The sequence below is a fragment of the Microseira wollei NIES-4236 genome, from assembly GCF_020521235.1.
GTDB classification, from domain to species: domain Bacteria; phylum Cyanobacteriota; class Cyanobacteriia; order Cyanobacteriales; family Aerosakkonemataceae; genus Microseira; species Microseira wollei.
In genome coordinates, this window is the sequence record NZ_BLAY01000184.1 from 1 (window position 1) to 19999 (window position 19999).

Sequence of the window (19999 nt, forward strand, 5' to 3'; positions counted from 1 at the left end):
TGTTCGTCAAATTAACGCCTGGTAGGGGCACGGCAATATAAATATCTTGGCTGTGAAGGCTTTGGTTATCGATGCCGTGTCCCTACTGTGTTCGTCAAATTAACGCCTGGTAGGGGCACGGCAATATCAAGATCTTGGCTGTGAAGGCTTTGGTTATCGATGCCGTGTCCCTACAGTCTGCGATCCACGGGCGATCGCTTATTTTTTTCCACTGCAAACATGTTGTTTTCACCTCTATCCACGGGGGTAGGGACACGGCAATATAAACATCTTGACTATTACGACAAAGGTTCTTGATGCCGTGTCCTTACAGTCTGCGATCGCAGATACAGAATATTTCTGCAAAATCTGCTTTTAACCAGATGCGCGATCGCTGAAACCAAACCACTAAAGTAAAGATTTATTTACTTTTATTTGAATACAAGAAATAGCTACAACTATTCAAATTCCTAGATTTTACCCTGTTTCGCCGCACCCTAGAACCCAAAAATTAAACCTTTGATTTGTTAAGTAAGTCTAAATCAGGATGGTTTTAGCGAAATATTAAAGTTTATTAATATTAGGGGCTGTTATAACTGTACTGCTCCTTTAGCAAAAGTTAATGTTTAGGTATCTCGATTTATGCCTTGGCTGACGACGATAATCTTATTTCCCATCGTGGCGTCGCTGCTGATACCGTTCATTCCCGACAAGGAAGGTAAAGGCAGACCGATTCGCTGGTACGCACTGGTTATCGGGCTAATAGACTTTGCCCTGATAGTCTATGCTTTTTATACTCAGTACGACCTGTCTTACCCAGGCTTGCAGTTGGTAGAAAGCTACCCCTGGATACCCCAGATCGGTTTGAATTGGTCGGTAGGCGCAGACGGACTGTCGATGCCGCTGGTAATCTTAACTGGCTTTATTACCACGTTGGCAACTTTAGCAGCTTGGCCTGTAACCTGGAAGCCCCGTTTGTTTTACTTTTTGCTCCTGGCGATGTACGGCGGTCAAATTGCCGTGTTCGCCGTCCAGGATATGCTGTTGTTCTTCCTGGTGTGGGAACTAGAGTTAATTCCGGTATACCTGCTATTAGCTATCTGGGGCGGTAAGCAGCGGCAATACGCGGCGACTAAGTTTATCTTGTACACCGCTGGTGGGTCGCTGTTTATTTTAATTGCAGCGCTGGCGATGGCATTTTACGGCGATACGGTGACGTTTGACATGCGGGCGATCGCTGCGAAAGATATGGCTGTGAATTTCCAACTCTGGATGTACGCCGCATTCTTTATCGCCTACGCCGTTAAGCTTCCGATTATTCCCTTCCATACTTGGCTACCTGACGCCCACGGCGAAGCAACCGCGCCCGTTCACATGTTGCTCGCCGGTATTCTGCTGAAAATGGGCGGATATGCCTACATTCGGATGAATGCGGGAATGTTGCCTGATGCCCACGCAATTGTCGCCCCCGCTTTGGTCATATTCGGGGTGGTAAATATTGTCTACGCCGCCCTTACCTCATTCGCCCAGCGAAACCTCAAGCGCAAGATTGCTTACTCTTCAATTTCCCACATGGGATTTGTGATTATTGGGATTGCCTCGTTTACCGATTTAGGATTAAGCGGTGCAGTTCTGCAAATGGTTTCCCACGGTTTAATTGGGGCAAGTTTGTTCTTCCTGGTAGGGGCAACTTATGACCGGACTCACACCCTAATGCTCGATGAAATGGGTGGAGTTGGCAAGCGCATGGGTAAGATGTTCTCGATGTGGACAGCTTGTTCTCTCGCGTCTCTAGCCTTGCCCGGAATGAGCGGTTTCGTGGCAGAGTTGATGGTGTTCGTTGGCTTTGCTCAAAGCGATGCCTATAACCCCACGTTCAAGGCATTGGTAATTTTGCTGGCAGCAGTTGGTGTAATTTTGACACCGATATACTTACTTTCCATGCTGCGGGAAATCTGCTATGGCCCGGAAAATAAAGAATTGGTGGAACATCAAGCTTTAATCGATGCCGAACCGCGCGAGGTATTTATTATTGCTTGTCTGTTGGTACCGATTATCGGGATTGGATTGTATCCCAAGATTTTGACTCAGGTATACGATGCAACGACTGTGCAACTGACTGAAAGATTGCGGGAATCGGTGCCAGCGATCGCACAGAAACAGCAAATGCCTGAAACACCTTTGGCGTTACAACCATTTATTGGTGCGCCATCGATTGGTAAATAAAATGCCGGACGCCTGAAGGCGCGGCTATACAAACGAAGCCCCTCTTCAGGGGCTTTTTTTGTTGGGATGCGATCGCCGGACGCCTGAAGGCGCGGCTATACGAACGAAGCCCCTCTTCAGGGGCTTTTTTTGTTGGGATGCGATCGCATCTTGAAATCACTCTTGCGGCTTCTGTTGCGGTTTCTGTTGTTCGCTTTGCTGTTGCTGTACGCTCTGAACAACCAGATATTCCACAAGGTTAGCCACCGTCCTTAGTTCTCGGTCAGCGCGCTCTACTAGATACCTATATATCTCTTCAGAAAAATAAACTGTTACGCGGGGTCTAGCCACAGGAGAATTGCATGATGTTGCATTGATCTCCACAAGTTTACCTTGATACTCTATCTGTAAAATGCATGGTCTACTGTTGGTGAATTCATAGGATGTCCTCTAATAGTCTTTTTTGGCTGGTTTTCGAGAAATAGAGGCAAGTTCAACAGCATTCAGCGGCAGACACCGACCCAGCTTGGTTAGCTCCAGGTTAGTAGGGGCATCCGCTTCTACGATTAATTCTGCTAAGCGGGGCGCACAAATACCAGAATCCTTAGCTAGTTGTTCTACATCAAACAGAGACAGCACTTGGGCAAGCGTTCTCTGTTTGTATCTTTGTTTCAATCCTTCCTGGATGAGGAGACGAACTTCTTGAGACAGAGAATTTCCTGAAATTTGGGTTTCTTGTTCCAGCAAGTTTCTTAGGTCGCCTACATCTACTGCTATGCGCTCTCTGCCTACTTTGTCAGCCATTGTCAGGTATACGAAGCCGTTTGATACCATCCTATCCCTCTGTGACAACAGCAGTACAGCTCCGATTTTATATGATTATTGACACATTTGGATGACACATGCCATAAAAAGATAGCCAAAACCAAACCCCCACCGCTACTGACGCCAATCAAGACAGGATGGGGGCTTGGACTCCTATGGAGCAAAATTCTATGATATCAACACCGAAGCCAGTCCCGGAACTAATCAAAGCAACAAGTCCGAATGACCCTCAAGGCAGACAACCGATCCGCTTGCTTGCTTGTGGTGTTGCACTGGGGGTAGAAAGCGTCGTTCATCAACTGTACGTAGTGCGTTTTGCAGAAGTTGGGGAATGGAGTCCACCGTTACCTTCGCCGATTAATGGTGAGGTGATTCGGATTTTGACTCGCTATTTTACCCGTTCAGGACTGACGCAACGCCTCTATTTGTAGGTTGCATTAAGCGATGAAAGCCGAGCGATCGCATTGGGTTAGAGCTAGTGCGATCGCTTGCAATTGTTCTAGTGATATCATTTAATTAAATTGATATCAGCTACTCACTCATGATCCGAACAGTCATCAGCCTTGATCCTGAAGATAAGCAGTGGTTGGATCGCAAGGCTAAGGAATCTCAAACTACACTTGCTGCCCTAATTCGTCAGGCAGTAAAGCAAATGCGGCGACAAGAAGAAGCGAAATCGCCATCATTTGAGCAACTGTTGAAAAGCACTAAAGGCTTGTGGAAGGGCGGGGACGGTTTAGTTTATCAACAATCTATTCGGGATGATTGGTCGTGAGATTTTTGCTAGATTCAGTAATTTTGAGCGACCATTTCAACAATATTGAAGCTGCAACCAATTACTTACAGCAAAACAGCGAGGAAATTGCTATTTCCGTTATTACCAGATCGGAAGTGTTGGCAGGTTTTGCACCCGCTGATGCCCTAATTGCTGCTCAACTGTTGGATCGGTTTCCGAACTTAGAAATGACAGTACAAGTTGCCGATTTAGCTGCAACTTTGCGGCGACAAGAACGCTGGCGACTACCCGATGCAATTCAAGCCGCCTTTGCCCAGATTCACGGGCTGAGGCTGGTTACTCGTAACACGCGGGATTTTCCACCAGAGCGTTATAATTTCGCGATCGTGCCTTATCAACTTGGGGTGAATTAGGAGAGAGCGCAAAAAAATAACAAGCCCCAGTTGCTATATTGATATTAAAAGAATTCTGCAAAAGTGGTGGCAATTATGATTCAAGAACTATCAGATTTAAGAAATAGCATCCTTGAGGGGCGATACCAAGAGGCTTTAGCGCTTATAGAACAACTAGATGGCATGAGTAGACAAGCCAAACTGGGGACGATTGAATCCTTTTTAGTCAGAATGCTGATTCACTTGATTAAGAATCAAATTGAGCAGCGCTTGACGAATTCTTCGGCTGCTTCAATTCGCGGGTCACTTGTAGAAATAAAAAAATGGAATCTGCCAGATAATAAAACATCTTACTACGTCAATCGGGATGAATGGGAACCGATGATTGAAGATGCAATGGAGGTAGCGATTAGCGATGCTAGTGTAGAAGTATTTAACGGTGCATATACTCCATTTCAAGTTGATGAAATGGTAGATAGAATCCAGGTAATTACAATTGCTCAAGAGCTTTTATCACTAACTTACACCCATTCAAAAAAAGAGTTACCCGCAGTGGTTAACGATCGTTTAACTCAGTTGCCAGGGGGTGAGGATTGGAAGGAAGGGAGGCAGAGATAGGGGGTGGGGAGTGCGATCGCTTATATGAGAAAAGAGCGATCGCATCTAATACTGTGCGGCGGCAAATACTTGCTCTGCGTTTAGGATAGACTGGGAGAAACTTGAGGGTGAGCAAAATGGAAAACTGGCAAGAAAGTATTAGCATAGACCCCAAGGTTTGTCACGGGAAACCTTGCATTAAAGGAACGCGCATCATGGTTTCAGTTATCCTTGATAACTTAGCAGAAGGACTGACGCCGGAACAAATAGTGGCAGAATATCCACCGTTGACTTTAGCAAATGTTTTAGCAGCGATCGCTTATGCTGCTGCACTGGCGAGAGAAGAAGAATTGTTGCCGCTTAGATAGATTGCAATGCTTGTTAAATTAGATGAAAATTTGAGTAGCACCCACGCCGAGTTGCTGCGACAGGCTGGTGATGATTGCGATCGGGTTACTGATGAAGGATTATCGGGTGCGGATGATGAGGTTGTATGGCAACAGGCTTGTGCTGAGGGGCGTTTTTTTATCACGCTTGACTTAGACTTTTCCGATGTTCGCCGTTTTCCACCAGGAAGTCATCCCGGTATCTTATTGTTGCGTCCCCGTAGTCGTAGCCGTCAGGCGGTGCTAAATCTTCTTTCTCGTGTTTTGAGCGAACAACCATTAGAAAGTCTGCAAGGTTGCTTAGTAGTCGCAGATGAAATACAGACCAGAATTCGTCGTCCACCAGTCTGAGTTTGAGTAGTTGGGATAAGTAAATGAGGTGAGCGATCGCATAACAAAAGAAGATAGCGATCGCACTTTTAATTGCCAGATGGGAAAGTGCGATCGCTCGTGTGAGAATAAAGAAAAAAGCGATCGCATAACCACAACTTCAATGCAAAAATCGCAACTCATTCAAGGAAGTGCGACTATCAACCAGTTAATTGCTAAACTTCAACCGCAGTTGTATCAACAAGGTTGTCAGTATCTTCAGTATGCTTTTTGGCAAAACGGGAGTGCTGAGTTGCTAACAATATAGTCAAGACTACTGCTAGTCCAGCAACAGTAGATGATTCTGGAACTGAGGCAACAACGTCGTCGCCAGGGAGATTAATCAAATCTTCGTCAGAAATATTGGCAACGTCGTCATCAGGAAGATTAATCAAATATTCGTCAGAAATATTGGTAACATCTTCATCAGGGAAATTAATCAAATCTTCGTCGGGAACACTGGCAACTTCGTCATCCGAGGTATTTAATGGTCGGGAGCTAGAGGCACTAGCGAAACTAGGCAAGCTTGCTACCGAGCTAAAACTACGACCTATATCGGTTATCCGAGCGATACTGGTAAAGTTTATGTTAGATCTGGCCTCAGCAAATCCCACACCAAAAGTCACAGCACTTCCCTGAGTGTGGGCTCCGGCACGAAATATCCGGCTGCTACCACCATTAAAATCGAATGAGCTAACTGAAGAATGCCAGTCCCAGTCAGATGATGTCGATGCAATAGCACCAAGTAAGTTGACTCGGGTAACAGGACTGCCACTACGTGGTGCAAGACCACTGGCGGCATTAGCACCAGCTAACCCAGCACCTTTTACGGATGCAAATACATCCCCTGTTAGACTATATGTAATCCTGTACCTCCTGCCCGGATTACCTGTGAATTCAAACGCTTGAAATATATCTCGCCAGCTTAAGCGTCCTGCTGTACTAACACCGAGTAGAGTGCTGGCTGTATAGTTTTGATAACAAGATAGTTTCACTGTCCATCCACTAAGGGAAGGAGTACATCCAGCTTTAGTACTACTGGTATTCTGTCTTGCAAGGCCAACAACTCCACCAATCAGTCTGAGAGTGGCGGCAGATGCACTGCTTGACATAACTGGAATTAAAAGAACAGAAGCAGTTAAGCCAACAATGCTTTTAGATAAGACTGTGCAAAAATTAGGCACTATATCCTCCTGGTGATGCTCGACTGGTAAAAGTTACACCCACCCTGATTTATAAGCTTTTATACAAACATGCTCTAGCCAAATTTAATTTTTGTACATTCGTGAAAATTCGTAAAATATTATTAGATTAAAATCCGAAATACTTTTGACGGAAAAAGTAGGAAAATGTAGGTTAAATAGGAAAAAGTAGGAAAATGTTAGATTATAATAGGTAAAATTACCATATCTACCCAATCAATGAACGTGGAACAAGTCTTAAAACTAGCCGACCGCCTAGTTTTTGCAAAGACTGGAAACCATCTGGACGATCTGCAACAGCTTATAGTGCGGGGAGTTTGTCAAGGTCAGAGGTACTCGGAAATAGCGCGGGAATTCGGCTGTACTACGGGTCACGTTAGGGATGTTGGCTCCCAATTGTGGAAGACAATATCAGATGTATTAGGGGAAAATGTCAGTAAAAATAATTTTCGAGCCACAATAGAGAGGCTTCGATTCTCGAATATCTCAAATTTTGGTAAAGGTTTTGTACAAATTGGTAAAGTCAGCGTCTGTGCAGATAGTTTTCAATCTATACAACGTGATGAGCAAGGCTGTGAAAAAGATAAAGTAACAACAGATACCTGGGTTGCAGCAAGTTGGGATGAATTTATCCAAATAATTGAAAACCCCGCATACCAAAAAGCTAAAGGCTACTATTACAACGGAAAAATGAAGATTGAAACCATGCCAGTTGGGTGCGATCGCGCCAGTCAGCATGGAATAATGACATTTGCTATCAACTTATTCTGCACCCTCAAAAGCATTCCTCATCGCGGATTGGTTAACTGTAGTTATCGACTAACAGGCGTGCTGGAAGCTCAGCCAGATACATCTTATTATTTAGGTGAAAAAGTTCAATCAGCACCTACGGGTAGTTCTATTGTCGAACTAGCTCAAGTCTCACCGCCTAATTTAGCGATTGAAATTGTTGACATTACTGTATCTGACGATAAAGGTGAGAAACGCTTACTATATGAAGAATTAAAAGTAGATGAGTATTGGGTAGTAGATGTACAAAAAGCAGAAATTGTGGCATTTGAAATTTTAGCCGATGGTGGAAGTCGTCGGATTTATCAATCTCAGGCTTTACCAGGGTTAGCTATCTCCTTGTTAGAAGAAGCATTAGAAAGAAGTCGTCAGCCAGATCAAGCACAAGTAGGAACTTGGCTATTAACTCAATTTCAGCAAGTGTAGAAATAGAAAGAAAGCGATCGCTATTCATTTTAGAGGCTAGCGCGATCGCGCAGTTTATTTTCAGGTAGGCGATCGCTCTCCAAGCCTAATGTGCCAGAATAGAAAAAATTATGCGATCGCTTTTCATCTATGAGTACCCCAATCATCCTGAATCTGCGAGATGAAGTCTATCAACAAGCAGAAATACTTGCACAGCTACAACACCGCAGTGTGGCTGAAATTTTAGCAGAAACGATTGAACTTTTACTCTTACCAACTACAAAACCAGTATCCGCACTGTCTGACTCAGAAGTAATTGCTCTAACTCAACTAAGGCTACCACCAATTCAAGAACAAAGATTGACTGAATTATTAGACCTTCAACAATCCGGTACGATTGCATTAACAGAGCGTGACGAATTGCAAGCACTCATCCACATTTATGAAGATAGACTCCTACGACAAGCTCAAGCATTAAATGAAGCCGTGCGGCGCGGCTTACTGGAACCCTTAAAAGGATAACATCAATGACAATTTCTGATGAAGTCCGTGCTAGAGTCAGGGTAGAAGCTCAAAACCGCTGCGGTTATTGCCGCAGTTTGCAGGACTATATTCTAGGAATACTAGAAATTGAGCATATCTTTCCCAGAGCAAGAGGTGGAACTGACGATGAAGAAAATCTTTGGCTTGCTTGTAGTCTTTGTAATAACTACAAAGGAAGCCAAACCGATGCCTTAGATCCCGTTACGAACGCTCGCATTAAGTTATTTAATCCGCGCACTCAACAATGGCTGCAACATTTTACCTGGAGTGAAGACGGCACAGAAATTATTGGACTGACAGACTGCGGTCGTGCAACGGTCATAGCTCTAAAATTAAACAATAAAATTGCCGTGACAGTTAGGCGTCAGTGGGTAAATGCTGGCTGGCATCCACCAGAAGAATAAAGCATGCGATATCTGAATTAAAAATAAAATCCTAAACTATTAGAGGTTTAACCATGATTGCAATCAAAGATAAACTAATAACAGATACCTGGGTAACAGCAACTTGGGATGAATTCATCCAAATAAGTGAAGACCCCGCCTATCAAAAAGCTAGGTGCTACTACTACAACGGACAAATGAGGATTGAAACAATGGCAGTAGGTCCCGATCATGCAAACGATAATGGAATCATTTACTTAGTTGTAAACCTATTCTGCACCTTCAAAGGCATTCCTCATCGGGGACTGGTGAATTGTAGCTATCGAAAAACAGGCGTGCGGGAATCTCAACCCGATTTATCTTATTACTTAAGGGAAAGAGTTCAATCAGCACCTACAGGAAGTTCCGTTGTCGATATCGATCAAATTTCACCGCCTAATTTAGCGATTGAAATTGCCGATACTACTTGATCCGATGAGAAAGGTGAGAAACGGTTATTGTATGAAGAATTAAAAGTAGATGAATATTGGGTAGTAGATGTCCAAAAAGCCCAAATATTGGCGTTTGAAATCTTAGCAGATGGTGGAAGTCGGCGGATTTATCAATCTCAGACATTACCAGGATTAGCTATTTCTGTATTAGAAGAAGCATTAGAACGCAGCAGACAACCAGATCAGTCACAAGTAGGAAGCTGGTTATTAACCCAATTTCAGCAAATGTAGGAGTGGGGAGAAAGCGATCGCTTCCTCTCTATCTCAGCAATTCGATAAAATAAGACAAGAGCGATCGCGCATTTTTAATTCTCTAACCTCAATCGCCTAAAAATTACACATGACTATCCAAGAATTAGAAAACCAGCTACTCGCCTTAAGTCCAGCCGAGAAAGCTGAAATGCTCCAAATATTAGCACGTAGTCTTAACAAAAATTGGCGTGGAATTACAAAAACACCAGGGGTTTGTGGTGGCGATGCTTGTATCGAAGGTACTCGTATTCCCGTTTGGGTACTCGTGGGTTATCGTCGCTTAAACGTCAGCGAATCAGAACTTTTATATAACTATCCTACTCTATCCGCCGCTGACTTAGTGAATGCTTGGGTTTATGCTGAAACAAACTCTGAAGAAATCGAGACAGCAATCCGAGAAAACGAGGAAGATTAACCCGTGGCAGCTTTATACGCAGACGAACAATTTCCTCGACGGGTTGTGGAAATACTAAGAGATTTAGGACATGATGTGCTAACAGTTCAAGAAGCAGGAAACGCCGGACTTCCCGATGAAGAAGTAGTAGCTTTTGCAATAACCCAAAATCGAGCGGTTTTAACTCTGAATCGGCGTCATTTTATCCGATTACATCAATTACAACCAAACCATCCTGGTATTATAGTTTGTTCGCGAGATGATGACTGGAATAGACAAGCAGCTAGGATTAATGAAGCTATTTGCTTACTTGAAACACTTACAGGGATGCTGATTCGAGTTAATAGACCTTCAACCTAAACGCGATCGCTATTCATTTTAAACGCTAGCCATCCCACAGTTTATTTTTCAAGTATGCGATCGCATCTCTTAAGTCCTACTTAATTTCCTGTTTTTTTGCTCCAGCTTTCCGGCGATCGCGCAGACGTTTTTTATATTTCTTGACAAAAATATCTGCTAAATTACTAAATTTCTTGGCTTTTTCTTCAAGGATTTTGCCCATTTGCACTAATTCATCCATCTCTTTGTCATTCGGTGACTGTTTCATGACAAGTTCTCCAAGCGAGCAATAACTTGGCTCAGCGGCTATTGATGATGAACAGTTGCAGAGAAAATGCGATCGCTCTCCCTTCCCTCTCTTCCTTCGCGCTCTTCGTGTCTAAGCGCTGGCGCGCACGCTTCGCGAACGCGGTTCAATAAAATAAATCAAAGATCGCTCTCCCAATTGCAACCAACTCTAATCAGGAAAAGCAAACCCAGTGCGCGGATCGCGGATAAATAAACCGAGAACTAACGAATCCATAACAGTATCCCACACAGGCGTAACCCGCTCAGCATCATCTACCCAAAAGTCAAAAGTAATCAGACACTGAACACCAGAACCCAACCCAATACAAATACGAGAATAAGCTTCCCGGTGTTCTTTAGGATCCATAAACTTAAATTGAGTCCAGACTAAACGAGCCGTTTGGCGCTTTAATCGAATAATTTCCCCCTTTTCAATCGCATCTCGCGTATCTTCTTCCACCACCTTCCTTAATAGCGGCACCAGTGGAAAATCTCCCCAATCCCCAGGCGGAAGTAAATTAAACGAAGCTTCTAAACAACAATCATCATGGGGTGGCTTTTTATCCAGAAACCGGAACGACTTCTCCTGGGGTTCAAAATGCCAATCTGCGGGGACATCAAACCGTAACGCACCCCGTCCAGCCACAAAAATCTTAGTACCCGGTTGTGACTTCCAATTATGGTCGTCTTTTAGTTCAAGAGTTTGCTTAACCCATTGGAGATTGTGCTTTTTGCGCTTAGACATAGCCACTCCACTATTAACATCCTTCCCGCCTGCGAAGGCAGACTTCGTTTGTAAAGCCCTACCCTCATAATTTAACCGCAAACGCACCAAGATCGTGAAGGCAAGTGAGCAACCTCTCCCCACTCTTCCCTCTGCGTCCTCTGCGTCTCTGCGGTTCAATCAATCTTCTTATCCCCCCTCAAACAATAATCCTCCACAATCTGTAAAATCCGTTCCGCCCCATGACCATCCCCAAACGGATTAACCGCCGTCGCCATAGATTGATAAACAACTTCATTAGTCAACAACTGCGTCGCTGCAGCCAAAATCCCCCCAGGATTAGTACCAATAAGTTTAGCCGTACCCGCCTCAACTGCCTCCGGACGTTCAGTATTTTCCCGCAACACCAGAACGGGTTTCCCCAAACTGGGTGCTTCCTCCTGCAACCCACCCGAATCAGTTAACAATAAATAACAACCTCGAATCGCACCCACCAATTCCCCATAATCCAAAGGTTCAGTTAAAAAAGCTCTAGGATGATTCCCCAATATCTCCTGTAGCGGTTCTCGCACCGTAGGATTGCGATGCAGAGGTAACAACAACGCCGTATCGGGAAACTTATCTAAAATCTGTAAAAATCCCTTCCCAATATCTTGCAGCGGTTCACCCCAGTTTTCCCGCCGGTGAACCGTAGATAGCATCACGCGATACTTCTGCCAATCTAAACCAGGAATGTTACATTCTGGCTGACGTTGCGCTACCGCTAACAAAGCATCGATCACCGTATTGCCAGTTTGGTAAATTCCGCTCACTATACCAGAACGTTTCAGATGTTCTACAGATTTGGATGTAGGAGCAAAGTGCAACTGTGCCAGCTGGGAAACCAGCCGCCGATTTGCTTCTTCCGGATAAGGATTATAGATATTATCCGTCCGTAGCCCTGCTTCTACATGTCCTACAGGAATTTTTTGGTAAAAAGCTGCCAGCGTTGCTGCAAACGCCGTCGTCGTATCTCCCTGCACCAAAACGACTTGCGGTTGCATTTGCTTAAATAATGTTTCTAAACCTTGCAAACTTTTACAAGTAATATCCGTCAGCGTTTGTTTTTGCTGCATGATCTCCAAATCGTAATCCGCGCTTAACTCGAACAGTTGCATCACTTGATCGACCATTTCGCGATGCTGTCCGGTTAAAACCACTTGCGTGTCAAAGCTGCTCGAACTCTTGAACTGTTGAATCACCGGCGCTAGTTTAATCGCTTCCGGACGAGTTCCCAAAATAATGCAAACCTTGAAAGGAGACTGCAACATTGAACCCCAGGGCATAGCCAGTTGTCAGCCTGATGTTAATTTTTCCACATCCTCATGTCAAGACCAAAAAATTGATTGTGAAAAAACCCGGCTTTTGCCGGGTCAGTAAATCCGTTGCAACAATGCTAGATAGCCTTACAAAATATACCTCGCTACTAGATTATGCAGACGGATGGATATCGCAGGTTAAAGGACAAGCAGCGTACACCGACTTATGCACGGGGTTCTCCTGACCGTACATCCAACGCAACCAACTGACTTGGTTTGGATGAACGCCTTTAGCAGAGAGCATTGCCGCACCTGCCATCACTGCGAGAAGATTCGCTCCAATTAAAGCACCTGCCACTAGCAAAACGGCACTGACCGGCATTACGGATTGCAACACTATCGACAATAAAGACCCGAAGATCACCATCAGGATCACTATGGGGAACCCTACGACTAGCAGGCACACTGACAGAGCGAAAGTCCAAATTAAAAAGCTTTTGATTGCTGCGAAGGAATAGGTATGCGTCAAGCTTTGGCTGTTTGATAATGCCATTTTAATTTCTCCTTGGGTTAAGTCCAGAATTAAAGTTGTGCAGAATACTGTATGTTGATCCCCACTTCGGGATCGCGTGGTTTTTAGTATATATAAACTTTTCATGAAGATGACCATAATTTTTAATAAACTTTACATTTGCTGGCTTACGAGCGTTCTTTATCAAGCCCCATCAGCCTTTCAGCCTTTTCCCAATTTAATCATCAAATAGTCAAATAGTAAATAATTATGTTGCATCTATCTAAGGATAGATTTTTTGCAGGAGGCGCATCAGAATTTAGAGAGGAACGGGGGAAACCGGGATCAGATGTTTTTATAAATATAACCTATGCTTGAGCCAAAAAAATTTTTTACAGCTTATAAAAAAAGCTCTTGGTTAAAGAAAAAATTTTCGCCTACCAGTCGCCGAGGGGGACAGATTGGGGAGAAGAACGGATCTCGCTTGTCTTGCTTGGCGATCGCCCAGAGCCAATTATTCCAGGACTTTGGCAAACAAACCCGGTTTCTAGGAAAAATCGTTGGGAAAGGGAACCAGAGATCAAGGTCGAAACCGGGTTTCTTTTCTCGTCGTGCGTAAGTCCTGTATTCGTAACCTTCCCCGACGCCATCCTGGCGTGGAGCCGCTCGGTTGGATTAAGCTATTGCGCCGGCAACAATGAGTATAAATTTCCGATGTTCTATGTGACGCTCCTACACTGCCCTAACGGGTCAGTGTAGGCTTCTCAGGCATTGCGAAGAATGCGTAGAATTTCTTTCGAGGTGGCATCAGTAGTAGAACTAGCTATGACTGGGCTACCTTTCCGGCGTTTTATAGTAGGGAATGCGTCCAACCCTACTCTTTTAATATTGATAGCGGCGTTAACATCTCTATCAACTAAGAGTTTTTCAACATCATCCCAATACTCCCTATCACCGCAATCAATAAAAACAAACTCATCGCGGTAAGACAGAAGCTGGGAAGTAAAAGCAGGATTCTTTGCAATCGTTACGGCTCCAGCTTTTCCAGCTATGTGACCAAGGATTTCAAAGAATTGAACGGCAGTTGCTCCACTTGGGGAGACCCCAAGACCGCACTGCCTCCCAAAAGCGGCATCATTCCAAGACAGGTTTAGTCCAGTTTTAGCCGACTGTCCGTTAGGGATGTAGACCCCAGCATCGTTTTGTTTTGGGGTATTCCGTCGCGTAAGAGCTTTCAGATTAAGGTCTTCATAAAAGAAAACTTTTTTGCCAGTCCTCACGAGTTTGTGAGCGGTTTTATATGGGAAATCTTTCCTAGATCTGGCAATTTTCTGGTGAATTCGCCCTTCTTTTTTGGCTAGCCTGTGCCTGGAAGCTGAACCCTTCTTTCTAGCGTTTTTCTTTTTTGAAATTCGAGCTATCTTGTCTAAACATTTCCGCAGCGCCTTCAGCGAAGGAAGCTTTGTGTTTTCAGATGTTGCTAAGTAATTATCTTCGTGCAAAACAGCATCTAGCCCCATTGAATTTTCCCATGTAGGGTTAATTGAGTCAGGGTAAATGCTCGGAACAGTCGCATCCTCAAGTCTCAGATTAACGAACCAACCGTCATTCTTCTTAATGAATTGTAGTTGTTTAAAAACTGCTTTGTCAGGCAAATGCCGATGAGAGCGAATTTTGATTAAACCAATCTTAGGGACTTTAATATAAAGATATCTTCCGCCAATGGAGCATGAATGCAATTCTAACCCAGCGCCTTCTATTACAAAAGAGCGAAAACGAGACTGTGACTTAAAGCGTGGTTTCCCGCTGCGCTTACCAGATGAGTCACAGGCGATAAATCTTTCAAAGGCTTTGTCAACTCGCTTGCCAACTTCTTGCAACTTGTTTGCTGGTACTCGCGAAAAGTCTAACTGCTCTCTGGACCATTCAACGATAACAGGCTCTTTTTTGAGAGCGGGAAGATATTTTTTCTGGGTATAGTAGTTTGGTTTGTCCCGCAATTGGGGCAGGTGAGTTACTAGCGGGCAAGCATTTATAGGCGAGCGGTTGCATTCCCACCAATCAAATCTATCACCTAGTTGACGATTGAACCAGTAGCGACAAATTCTTAACCAGAGATTGAGTTCTAGCTTTTGCTTTGTTGTTGGAAGTGCGTAGTGGAATGTGTATTTCATGCTAACATTTTAATAAAATCTCCGATGTAATACAAGCAATTACCAGCCAATTGTTGTTATATATTTGTTAAACAGTAACCCTTGACCCTCAACAGTCGAAAATGTAAAAACTGGGGGCGTCGTAGGCGACGCCAACTCGTGCGAGTACCCCCAGTTTTTACCCGCATTCCTAGAGAAGCTGCCCTAACGGGCCAGACGTGAGGCTCCTGCGGGGCTAAGCTGAACTGATGCTGGAAGCCAATTTATGGGAAAACTGAAGTTAGCAAAACACCAGCCAGTTCGCTGTACCCGGAAAGATAGAAAATTGTCAAGTCTAGTAAAGAAAAAAAGCTATGACAGATTCACAGCGTCCACCCATATCGCCCCCACCTGGTTACCGTAGCGTTCCGCCCGTACCGCCGCCCCCACCTCGCCCCAGCCCCGATGGGTCTGGTAACCCCAATCAGCAGCCAAGCGATCGCACCGTAACCATGCCCATGCGGCAGCCGACTCCAGGAGCCACCCCCACACCGCCCCCACCGCCAGGAATACCTCGGAGTCCGAATGCACCCAACACGATGGGTGTACCGCCTACAATGCCCCGGACTCCAGGGGCAGCCGCACCCCCACCCACATCACCGCCGACCGCACAAACAGCCCCTGCTGCCGCTGTTAAACAAGCTTCTCCACCCCCAGCCGCAGCGCCCGCAGCCGCAATGGCAACACCTAAAACTACAGGTCTTCCACCAGGGCAACCCACTCTAGAGACAATTGTAAAAAAAGCCTTTGAGCAGGGATATTCAGACATTCACCTGGGTGTAGCCGAACCACCCCGCTTCCGCCATCGGGGGGACATTATCGGCACAGAATGGCCCGTAACTGACGAAGCTACGTTTTCCAGCTGGCTGCGGGAAGTGTTGACCGACGACGAAATTCGTCGCTTTCAAGACCACTTAGACTTTGACGGTGCGACGCAATACGACTTCGCCCGCGTGCGGATTAACATCTTTGGCTCGCTGCGCGGTCCAGCAATGGTGATGCGACTGATTCCGGTCAAAATTTTGACAATGGAGCAGTTAAACTTACCTGCGGTCTTCAAAGATATTTGCCACTATCACAAGGGTCTAATTTTGGTAACCGGGCCAACGGGTTCTGGTAAGTCCACCACAATGGCGGCGATGATCGACTATATCAATAAAGAGATGCCGAAGCACATCATCACCATTGAAGACCCAATCGAATTCGTCCATCAAAGCCGCAAGTCGCTGATTAAGCAACGGGAAGTGGGGATGCATACCCTCAAGTTTGACAACGCTCTCAAAGCTGCCTTGCGCGAAGACCCAGATTTGATTCTGGTGGGTGAAATGCGGGATAAAGAAACCGTCAACACCGCGCTCAAAGCAGCGCAGACGGGTCACTTAGTAATGGGAACGCTGCACACGAACAGCGCCGTCAAAACCATTGAGCGGATTCTCAACCTTTACTCGGCGGAAGAACAGCATTCAATGCGAGTTGCCTTGTCCGAATCCTTGGTAGCAGTAATTGCCCAAGGATTGTGCAAAACAACCGATGGTAAGCGTGCAGCTTTCCACGACATTCTGATCAATACTGATTCTGTCAAAGAATATATCAAAGAGGGTCAGTACGATGAAATTACGCTGATCATGAACCGCTCTGAATTCGACGGCATGACGACGATGAATAAATCTCTGCTCAAGCTGTATCAAGAAGGTCGCATCACCGAAGAAATTGCCCTGGAAATGTCCCCGACTCCGAACGAGATGGCTCAGTTCCTCCGAGGTCGCGTATAATTATCGATCTTGTCAGCAAATAGCCCCAGGTATCTCGCCTGGGGCTATTTTATCGAAAAAACAACTCAGGACTTACCCACGATGATGCCATCACCTTTGTTTCTGATTAGATCTCTAGTTGACAAATCCACGATTTTTCTGAGAAACCCGGTTTCTGAGTCGATCTCTAGCGGACAAATCTACTATTTTTCCCAGAAACCCGGTTTCTTTGCCTAAATCCTGCTGATATTATGTTTGGTTCATTGGTAACGCAGTTGCGGGGCGGGTTTATTTATACTTTGGTCTGGCCTCAATTATCTCTCCTAAAACCCACGCCTACAGTATCAAAAACACTTGCACTACCTTTGCTTAATGACATGATATAACTTGGGCAAGTTTATCACAATTGTCGATTTATTGATATGGATATTTGGTCAAACTTACTCCTACACAACTAACAACTGACTAATGACTATTCACAAAGAACAATTTTTCAAAGGTATTGCGCTGTTCACGCCAGGGGGAGATTTAATTTACTGCATTGACCCCAACAAGAAAAATCGATGGCATCTGCATTTGTGTGCGGCGTTGCAGGAAATTTTATCTCTACCAGAGCCACCCCATTTTTTAGTACCCTGCTACACGGCTACGATCGATCGCTCGTTAAATCCTCGCACGCAGCAAGTGCAGATTTTTGCTGAAGCTTACCCACCTGTTCTACGTCATCAAGCACTGCTGAACGCTATTTTTCAAACGGGGGATTTGGTCTGGCAAACTGCTCCTTGGCAAGAGGAATATTGCGTTCCTATGGTGTTGGGAACTTATCGCGAGCAATTCCCTCAATTGTGGGAAGAACACGACTTGGTAGTGCAATTTGAAAAAAACGGTTTTTACCCGCGTTGGGAACCCGAACAATACTCGCACCTGCCTGAAATGCCGGAAACTCCTGGATATGTGTTGCGCCTTTTTGTTTCTGGTTACAATGCGGCTACCGAGCGAATTCTTCAGAATTTGCACCAGCTTTTGGAACAGTCGCTCCATCAACCTTATACTTTGAAAGTGATTGATGTTTTAAAGCATCCGGAGCAAGCAGAAGCTGCTCAGGTATCTGCTACACCCACGATTGTCAAAATTTGGCCTCGACCTGTACGAAAGATAGTCGGTGAAATCGACGATGTAGAAAAAATTTTACGTCTGTTAATTCCTCCGGATGCTTAAAAGGACTAAAGTCCTTACTACGAACGTTTGTAGTGATGGCTTTAGTCCTCATAAGGGAAAGCAAACATCTGGCGCACACAAACCCTGAAATTCCAAGGTTGTAACCCTCAGCGTTTCTAGCTCAACTTGACGAATAGCATGGTTATTTGTATCGGCAATATAGAGATAAGAGCTAGTAGCACTCAGTCCGCTGGGTTCGCAAAAGCGAGTACCGATGCCTTCCCCATCTTGATGACCAACTTGTCCATCCCCCAACACAGTCTTACAGATGCCAGTGTGGATTTCAACCCGCTTAATTTTGTGGTTGTAAGTATCGGCAATCCAGAGGTAATTTTGGGCGTATTCCACAGCCAAACAATGCTGAAGTCGCACCTCTAAACCAGTTCCATCCACATCGCCAAAACCAAATAATGCACCGCTACCGCAGACGGTTCGCACTTGTGGATTTTCAGTTAAACCAACAGAGCGAATTGAACTAACTTCACTATCGGCAATATATAATTCTCTACCATCGGTAGTAATGCCGCTAGGTTGGGCAAAAGCAGATGCAGTTAACTCACCATCCACGCCAGCTTCTGCGCCACTACCAGCATAGGTTTGAATCCTGCCAGTTTCTAGTTGCATTTCCCAGATTTGGTGAGACCCAGCCATCGCAATAAATAAAATATTTCCTACTTTCACCAAATCCCAAGGAGAATTTAGATAAATTTCCAAACCAAGGCCACCGTGGGGACGGATATAGTGGCTTTGTTCCCCATTTCCGGCAATTGTTTCCACTATCTCTTGTTTCAGGTCAATTCGGCGCAAAACATGATTTTCGGTATCGGCGATGTAGAGAATTTGATTTTCGGCATCGAGCGCCATTCCTTGGGGTGAGAAAAATTGAGCTTCGCTGAAAGAAGCATTTTTAAATCCTGATTTACCCGCGCCTATGAGATGAATAATTTCTCCATTTAATGTGGTAACAACGATGCGATGATGACCAGAATCAGCAATAAAAAGGCGATTCCCATCTTCATCTGCTAAAACTTTACCAGGAAAAGCTAGCGGCGTTATTAATGGTTGCCGCTGTTTTTCTAAAGTAAGGCTGAATTCTTGGAAATTAATCTTTCCTTGATCTTGATAAGCTTTAATTAGTTGGGAAAGCAGGTCATCTAATTCGTCTCGATGACCTTCGCCGGAAACGCTGCCAAGGTAATATCCTTGCGGGTCAATTAATACTAAAGTAGGCCATGCGCGCACAGCATACTGTTGCCAAACATTAAAACCGCTATCTACTAAGACTGGATGTTCGATGTCGTAACGCAGAATTGCTTGACGGATGTTTTCGACTTCTTTTTCGTTGTCGAATTTGGCTGAGTGTACGCCAATAACGGTGAGACTGTCTTTGTATTTTTGTTCGAGGTACTTTAAGTCAGGCAGGACGTGCAGACAGTTGATGCAGCAATATGTCCAAAAGTCAAGCAGTACAAATCGCCCTTTCAGCTGTTGGAGGGATAGAGGGTATTCGGTGTTGAGCCAGGGGTATTGCTGGGGGAGTTCTGGCGCTCTGACGCGGGTGATTTTCATCTGGCTCTGAGGGCGATCGCATTCCCTTTCTTTCACACCTTCTTCATCCGGGAGCGTGGTAGCCCCGTCAATTTATTGCGGGGTGGAAACGCGACCCGTGCGATTTTAATCGCAGTCAGTATTATTTTGAGTGATGTGGATCATTAATATAAGCTTCGATA

At 44.9% G+C, this 19999-nt stretch carries 25 protein-coding genes and 1 pseudogene; 17 read left to right on the forward strand and 9 right to left on the reverse strand.

What is annotated here, in order from left to right:
- Positions 1-159: 159 nt before the first annotated feature.
- Together MiSe_RS39270 and ndhD1 are read left to right on the forward strand one after the other, a co-directional pair.
- A complete protein-coding gene (locus MiSe_RS39270) occupies positions 160-297 on the forward strand; it encodes a hypothetical protein (RefSeq protein WP_226590931.1) in 138 nt (45 codons plus the stop codon).
- 324 nt (positions 298-621) lie between these two features.
- Positions 622-2205: a photosynthetic/respiratory NAD(P)H-quinone oxidoreductase subunit D1 gene (gene ndhD1, locus MiSe_RS39275; protein ID WP_226590933.1), complete on the forward strand. Its 1584-nt coding sequence runs from the start codon at positions 622-624 to the stop codon at positions 2203-2205.
- 156 nt (positions 2206-2361) lie between these two features.
- Here ndhD1 and MiSe_RS39280 read toward each other — a convergent pair whose 3' ends face one another.
- Entirely contained in the window at positions 2362-2535 is a 174-nt protein-coding gene (locus MiSe_RS39280; protein WP_226590936.1) for a ribbon-helix-helix domain-containing protein, read from the reverse strand.
- Positions 2536-2634: 99 nt separating this feature from the next.
- A complete protein-coding gene (locus MiSe_RS39285) occupies positions 2635-3018 on the reverse strand; it encodes a hypothetical protein (protein ID WP_226590938.1) in 384 nt (127 codons plus the stop codon).
- 161 nt (positions 3019-3179) lie between these two features.
- Here MiSe_RS39285 and MiSe_RS39290 point away from each other — a divergent pair, with 161 nt between their 5' ends.
- From MiSe_RS39290 to MiSe_RS39315, 6 genes are all read left to right on the forward strand, one after another.
- The gene (locus MiSe_RS39290; protein WP_226590941.1) at positions 3180-3440 is read left to right on the forward strand and encodes a hypothetical protein; all 261 of its coding nucleotides are present in this window, start codon (positions 3180-3182) and stop codon (positions 3438-3440) included.
- Positions 3441-3550: 110 nt separating this feature from the next.
- A complete protein-coding gene (locus MiSe_RS39295) occupies positions 3551-3784 on the forward strand; it encodes a ribbon-helix-helix domain-containing protein (protein WP_226590944.1) in 234 nt (77 codons plus the stop codon).
- A complete protein-coding gene (locus MiSe_RS39300; RefSeq protein ID WP_226590946.1) occupies positions 3781-4158 on the forward strand; it encodes a PIN domain-containing protein in 378 nt (125 codons plus the stop codon). Before MiSe_RS39295 ends, MiSe_RS39300 begins: the two co-directional genes overlap by 4 nt.
- Positions 4159-4233: 75 nt before the next feature.
- Positions 4234-4755 (forward strand): hypothetical protein, encoded by a 522-nt coding sequence (locus MiSe_RS39305; protein ID WP_226590949.1) that lies wholly within the window; start codon positions 4234-4236, stop codon positions 4753-4755.
- Between the two features lie 116 nt (positions 4756-4871).
- Complete coding sequence (locus MiSe_RS39310) at positions 4872-5102, forward strand: DUF433 domain-containing protein (protein WP_226590952.1); 231 nt, start codon at positions 4872-4874, stop codon at positions 5100-5102.
- Between the two features lie 6 nt (positions 5103-5108).
- Complete coding sequence (locus tag MiSe_RS39315) at positions 5109-5471, forward strand: DUF5615 family PIN-like protein (RefSeq protein ID WP_226590954.1); 363 nt, start codon at positions 5109-5111, stop codon at positions 5469-5471.
- 194 nt (positions 5472-5665) lie between these two features.
- Here MiSe_RS39315 and MiSe_RS39320 read toward each other — a convergent pair whose 3' ends face one another.
- Positions 5666-6601 (reverse strand): hypothetical protein, encoded by a 936-nt coding sequence (locus tag MiSe_RS39320; RefSeq protein ID WP_226590957.1) that lies wholly within the window; start codon positions 6599-6601, stop codon positions 5666-5668.
- A gap of 309 nt (positions 6602-6910) precedes the next feature.
- Here MiSe_RS39320 and MiSe_RS39325 point away from each other — a divergent pair, with 309 nt between their 5' ends.
- From MiSe_RS39325 to MiSe_RS39350, 6 genes and pseudogenes are all read left to right on the forward strand, one after another.
- Positions 6911-7906, forward strand: a complete 996-nt coding sequence (locus MiSe_RS39325; protein ID WP_307731630.1) for a Uma2 family endonuclease — start codon at positions 6911-6913, stop codon at positions 7904-7906.
- A 129-nt stretch (positions 7907-8035) separates the two neighbouring features.
- Positions 8036-8407 (forward strand): hypothetical protein, encoded by a 372-nt coding sequence (locus MiSe_RS39330; protein ID WP_226590960.1) that lies wholly within the window; start codon positions 8036-8038, stop codon positions 8405-8407.
- Positions 8408-8412: 5 nt separating this feature from the next.
- Positions 8413-8832 (forward strand): HNH endonuclease, encoded by a 420-nt coding sequence (locus MiSe_RS39335; protein ID WP_226590963.1) that lies wholly within the window; start codon positions 8413-8415, stop codon positions 8830-8832.
- A 53-nt stretch (positions 8833-8885) separates the two neighbouring features.
- Positions 8886-9533 (forward strand): annotated as a pseudogene (locus MiSe_RS39340) (Uma2 family endonuclease).
- 109 nt (positions 9534-9642) lie between these two features.
- Positions 9643-9969, forward strand: a complete 327-nt coding sequence (locus MiSe_RS39345; protein WP_226590966.1) for a DUF433 domain-containing protein — start codon at positions 9643-9645, stop codon at positions 9967-9969.
- 3 nt (positions 9970-9972) lie between these two features.
- On the forward strand, positions 9973-10308 hold the full coding sequence (locus MiSe_RS39350; RefSeq protein WP_226590969.1) for a DUF5615 family PIN-like protein: 336 nt from the start codon (positions 9973-9975) through the stop codon (positions 10306-10308).
- 76 nt (positions 10309-10384) lie between these two features.
- On the opposite strand, the gene MiSe_RS39355 is transcribed toward MiSe_RS39350, so the two are convergent.
- The 5 genes from MiSe_RS39355 to MiSe_RS39375 all read right to left on the reverse strand — a co-directional run bounded on the left by MiSe_RS39355 (position 10385) and on the right by MiSe_RS39375 (position 15282).
- Positions 10385-10555 carry a hypothetical protein gene (locus MiSe_RS39355; RefSeq protein ID WP_226590971.1) on the reverse strand — a complete coding sequence of 57 codons (171 nt, stop codon included), beginning with the start codon at positions 10553-10555 and terminating at the stop codon, positions 10385-10387.
- A gap of 189 nt (positions 10556-10744) precedes the next feature.
- Positions 10745-11320, reverse strand: a complete 576-nt coding sequence (locus MiSe_RS39360) for an Alr1449 family protein (protein ID WP_226590972.1) — start codon at positions 11318-11320, stop codon at positions 10745-10747.
- Positions 11321-11475: 155 nt separating this feature from the next.
- Positions 11476-12609, reverse strand: a complete 1134-nt coding sequence (gene wecB / locus MiSe_RS39365; RefSeq protein ID WP_226590986.1) for a non-hydrolyzing UDP-N-acetylglucosamine 2-epimerase — start codon at positions 12607-12609, stop codon at positions 11476-11478.
- Positions 12610-12769: 160 nt separating this feature from the next.
- Positions 12770-13150, reverse strand: coding sequence for a hypothetical protein (locus MiSe_RS39370; protein ID WP_226590974.1), 381 nt, complete (start codon positions 13148-13150; stop codon positions 12770-12772).
- A 722-nt stretch (positions 13151-13872) separates the two neighbouring features.
- Positions 13873-15282, reverse strand: a complete 1410-nt coding sequence (locus MiSe_RS39375) for an RNA-guided endonuclease InsQ/TnpB family protein (protein ID WP_226590975.1) — start codon at positions 15280-15282, stop codon at positions 13873-13875.
- Between the two features lie 332 nt (positions 15283-15614).
- Between MiSe_RS39375 and MiSe_RS39380 the strand changes: the two genes are divergently transcribed.
- The 3 genes from MiSe_RS39380 (at position 15615) to MiSe_RS39390 (ending at position 18269) form a co-directional block, all read left to right on the forward strand.
- Positions 15615-17072, forward strand: a complete 1458-nt coding sequence (locus MiSe_RS39380; RefSeq protein WP_226590977.1) for a type IV pilus twitching motility protein PilT — start codon at positions 15615-15617, stop codon at positions 17070-17072.
- 9 nt (positions 17073-17081) lie between these two features.
- Complete coding sequence (locus MiSe_RS39385; RefSeq protein WP_226590979.1) at positions 17082-17288, forward strand: hypothetical protein; 207 nt, start codon at positions 17082-17084, stop codon at positions 17286-17288.
- Between the two features lie 231 nt (positions 17289-17519).
- Positions 17520-18269: a circadian clock KaiB family protein gene (locus tag MiSe_RS39390; RefSeq protein WP_226590981.1), complete on the forward strand. Its 750-nt coding sequence runs from the start codon at positions 17520-17522 to the stop codon at positions 18267-18269.
- 48 nt (positions 18270-18317) lie between these two features.
- On the opposite strand, the gene MiSe_RS39395 is transcribed toward MiSe_RS39390, so the two are convergent.
- Positions 18318-19838: a thioredoxin-like domain-containing protein gene (locus MiSe_RS39395; RefSeq protein WP_226590988.1), complete on the reverse strand. Its 1521-nt coding sequence runs from the start codon at positions 19836-19838 to the stop codon at positions 18318-18320.
- Positions 19839-19999: the final 161 nt, after the last annotated feature.

What these genes read in the sequence shown, in the direction of transcription:
- MiSe_RS39285 (WP_226590938.1), bottom strand. Translation starts at nt 3,018, where the DNA reads ATGGTATCAAACGGCTTCGTATACCTGACAATGGCTGACAAAGTAGGC.
- wecB (WP_226590986.1), bottom strand. Translation starts at nt 12,609, where the DNA reads ATGTTGCAGTCTCCTTTCAAGGTTTGCATTATTTTGGGAACTCGTCCG.
- MiSe_RS39295 (WP_226590944.1), top strand. Translation starts at nt 3,551, where the DNA reads ATGATCCGAACAGTCATCAGCCTTGATCCTGAAGATAAGCAGTGGTTG.
- MiSe_RS39395 (WP_226590988.1), bottom strand. Translation starts at nt 19,838, where the DNA reads ATGAAAATCACCCGCGTCAGAGCGCCAGAACTCCCCCAGCAATACCCC.
- MiSe_RS39380 (WP_226590977.1), top strand. Translation starts at nt 15,615, where the DNA reads ATGACAGATTCACAGCGTCCACCCATATCGCCCCCACCTGGTTACCGT.
- MiSe_RS39355 (WP_226590971.1), bottom strand. Translation starts at nt 10,555, where the DNA reads ATGAAACAGTCACCGAATGACAAAGAGATGGATGAATTAGTGCAAATG.
- MiSe_RS39325 (WP_307731630.1), top strand. Translation starts at nt 6,911, where the DNA reads ATGAACGTGGAACAAGTCTTAAAACTAGCCGACCGCCTAGTTTTTGCA.
- MiSe_RS39320 (WP_226590957.1), bottom strand. Translation starts at nt 6,601, where the DNA reads ATGTCAAGCAGTGCATCTGCCGCCACTCTCAGACTGATTGGTGGAGTT.
- MiSe_RS39360 (WP_226590972.1), bottom strand. Translation starts at nt 11,320, where the DNA reads ATGTCTAAGCGCAAAAAGCACAATCTCCAATGGGTTAAGCAAACTCTT.
- ndhD1 (WP_226590933.1), top strand. Translation starts at nt 622, where the DNA reads ATGCCTTGGCTGACGACGATAATCTTATTTCCCATCGTGGCGTCGCTG.
- MiSe_RS39335 (WP_226590963.1), top strand. Translation starts at nt 8,413, where the DNA reads ATGACAATTTCTGATGAAGTCCGTGCTAGAGTCAGGGTAGAAGCTCAA.
- MiSe_RS39270 (WP_226590931.1), top strand. Translation starts at nt 160, where the DNA reads ATGCCGTGTCCCTACAGTCTGCGATCCACGGGCGATCGCTTATTTTTT.
- MiSe_RS39375 (WP_226590975.1), bottom strand. Translation starts at nt 15,282, where the DNA reads ATGAAATACACATTCCACTACGCACTTCCAACAACAAAGCAAAAGCTA.
- MiSe_RS39305 (WP_226590949.1), top strand. Translation starts at nt 4,234, where the DNA reads ATGATTCAAGAACTATCAGATTTAAGAAATAGCATCCTTGAGGGGCGA.
- MiSe_RS39310 (WP_226590952.1), top strand. Translation starts at nt 4,872, where the DNA reads ATGGAAAACTGGCAAGAAAGTATTAGCATAGACCCCAAGGTTTGTCAC.
- MiSe_RS39370 (WP_226590974.1), bottom strand. Translation starts at nt 13,150, where the DNA reads ATGGCATTATCAAACAGCCAAAGCTTGACGCATACCTATTCCTTCGCA.
- MiSe_RS39315 (WP_226590954.1), top strand. Translation starts at nt 5,109, where the DNA reads ATGCTTGTTAAATTAGATGAAAATTTGAGTAGCACCCACGCCGAGTTG.
- MiSe_RS39330 (WP_226590960.1), top strand. Translation starts at nt 8,036, where the DNA reads ATGAGTACCCCAATCATCCTGAATCTGCGAGATGAAGTCTATCAACAA.
- MiSe_RS39390 (WP_226590981.1), top strand. Translation starts at nt 17,520, where the DNA reads ATGACTATTCACAAAGAACAATTTTTCAAAGGTATTGCGCTGTTCACG.
- MiSe_RS39290 (WP_226590941.1), top strand. Translation starts at nt 3,180, where the DNA reads ATGATATCAACACCGAAGCCAGTCCCGGAACTAATCAAAGCAACAAGT.
- MiSe_RS39345 (WP_226590966.1), top strand. Translation starts at nt 9,643, where the DNA reads ATGACTATCCAAGAATTAGAAAACCAGCTACTCGCCTTAAGTCCAGCC.